We start from the raw sequence: 2,066 nt of genomic DNA, 5'->3' as shown, positions 1-2,066 counted from the left end.
AAAGATAATATTTTAGTTGGTGATTGATCTACTCAGACATGTGAGTTTAATACAAAGTTTGTAAGACCCACTCCATTTTTGGGCTTCCCTTAATGGGGAGCTTTTTTTGTGCCGTCAATTCATAATAAAAAATTGCCTTCCTGTTATGGAGGGCTATTTTTTTGCAAAAACCAATTGCCTGAAATAAATTATTTCAAATATGAAGTAAATATAAAGTTCACTCTTAGTTTGCAGGTACAATCGCTTTTTGCGAGCAAAGCAGTTTAGTCCGAAATAGAAATAAATGAAGCTATTTGTAAAATGAAAATAAATAGCTTCATTATTTTGATTACAGCCATTGAAATGTACCACTTCTGACATTGTATTTACCACTAAATGACATGAAGTGTACCAAAGAATGACAAGACGTTTACCACCGCGGTCTTACTGGTAATAGGAGGAATAAATCTATAGTTTGGATTATCAAGAATGTAAAAAAATATGATTAAACAAGACCAGCCTTGCGCAAACGGGACTAATTTTAGGGTAACTCTTGTATTACGTAGTAGACCTATACTGCGCAACAAAGTCTCTATTTTTAGGTGACTTTGTGAAATAATGTATTTAAGCTAACGTTTCATTTAGACTAAGAAGGAATCATTAATGATTTTTCTATAGACCCGTATTTGGATATTTAAGGATAGATGAAAGATTTAATTACTTGAATATTGTAAGAGTGTGAATATACAAGACTGCAATATAGGATTATAAAGAATTTTGGCTGAGCTATAAGAAATGTAATGAATAAGACATAAAATTAATGTGAACGAGGCGATAGAGATGATTAAAAATGCTCTTATTATTGGAAATGCTGATTATGAAGCTATGAGAAAATTGAAAAATCCCGTCAATGATGTAGAGGATATTGGTTGTATACTTAGAAAATTTAATTTTGAAGTTATACAAGCCCAAAATGTAAAAATTGAAGAAATGGATAGGTTAGTATCTGAATACAAAGATATTTTAAAAGATGCAGATATTGGTCTATTTTATTTTGCCGGACATGGATTTCAAATTGAAGGCAAAAATTATTTGGCTACAATTGATACTTCATCAAGCGATGAATATAGTCTTAAAAGAACTTCGTTTTGTTTAAACGATATACTAGATATGTTTGAAGCAAGCAATGCAAGAACTAAGATTATTATCTTAGATGCATGTAGAAACAATCCTTTTGGTGGAAGATTTCGTGGTGATGCATCAATGACGTTAGCTCCAATAAATGCACCCAAAGGTACAATAATCGGGTACTCAACATCACCTGGTGAAACAGCTGACGATGGAGAAGGGAGAAACGGCGTATATACACAAGCTTTATTAACACATATAGAAACAATTGATATTAGTATTGAAGAAATGTTTAAAAGAGTAAGAAATACTTTGAGCTTAATAACGATGGGAAAACAAACATCGTGGGAACACACATCGTTGATAGGAGACTTTTATTTCAATTATGGATACATTTCAGGTGAATTTTCTACGAGATATTCGAAAAATGCATTTGCTGATTCAAGGTATGTGTTTGAAGATAACAGCCTCGATAATGTTATCAAAGGATTAAAAAGCCATGATTGGTACACTCAGAATCCTGCGATAACAAGTTTAAAAAAATTACAATTAAATGAATATAAAGTTGATTCACTATTCGTATTGGGAAGAAATATATATCAAGCAGCATGCGGAAATTCGAATGAGGCTATTGATTTTATAAAGAATTTAGAGAATGAGTTAAACAAGGAGGATGAAGAAGTAGCGTTTCATTTATTAAATGGTTTATTATATGAGGTGTATTTTGATTCTCGTGGTAAAATTAGAAGGAGATTAAAAACAGATCATTTTGAAAAATTACTTTCATTGATTGAAAAGCCTAAATATGAGGAATCAAAAAGATTTATAAGGTACTCATTAATTCCATTTGAAAACAAAGTACTTTATAAACCTGGACATAAAGAATTGGTGTTTGATATTTTCTTCAAGGAAGATAAAGATAATGGTAAAAAGTTTTTAAGCCAGATATGTTATAATGC

The 2,066-nt window shown here is 30.9% G+C and carries 1 protein-coding gene; it reads left to right on the top strand.

What is annotated here, in order from left to right; translation table 11 throughout:
* Positions 1-819: 819 nt before the first annotated feature.
* On the top strand, positions 820-2,066 hold a 1,247-nt coding region (locus V7150_RS26440; protein WP_335524271.1), incomplete at its 3' end, for a caspase family protein.

The organism is Neobacillus drentensis (genome assembly GCF_036965245.1).
GTDB classification, from domain to species: domain Bacteria; phylum Bacillota; class Bacilli; order Bacillales; family Cytobacillaceae; genus Neobacillus; species Neobacillus drentensis_G.
The sequence above is the reverse complement of the archived record's forward strand: the minus strand, read 5'-3'. Positions and strand labels throughout refer to the sequence as shown.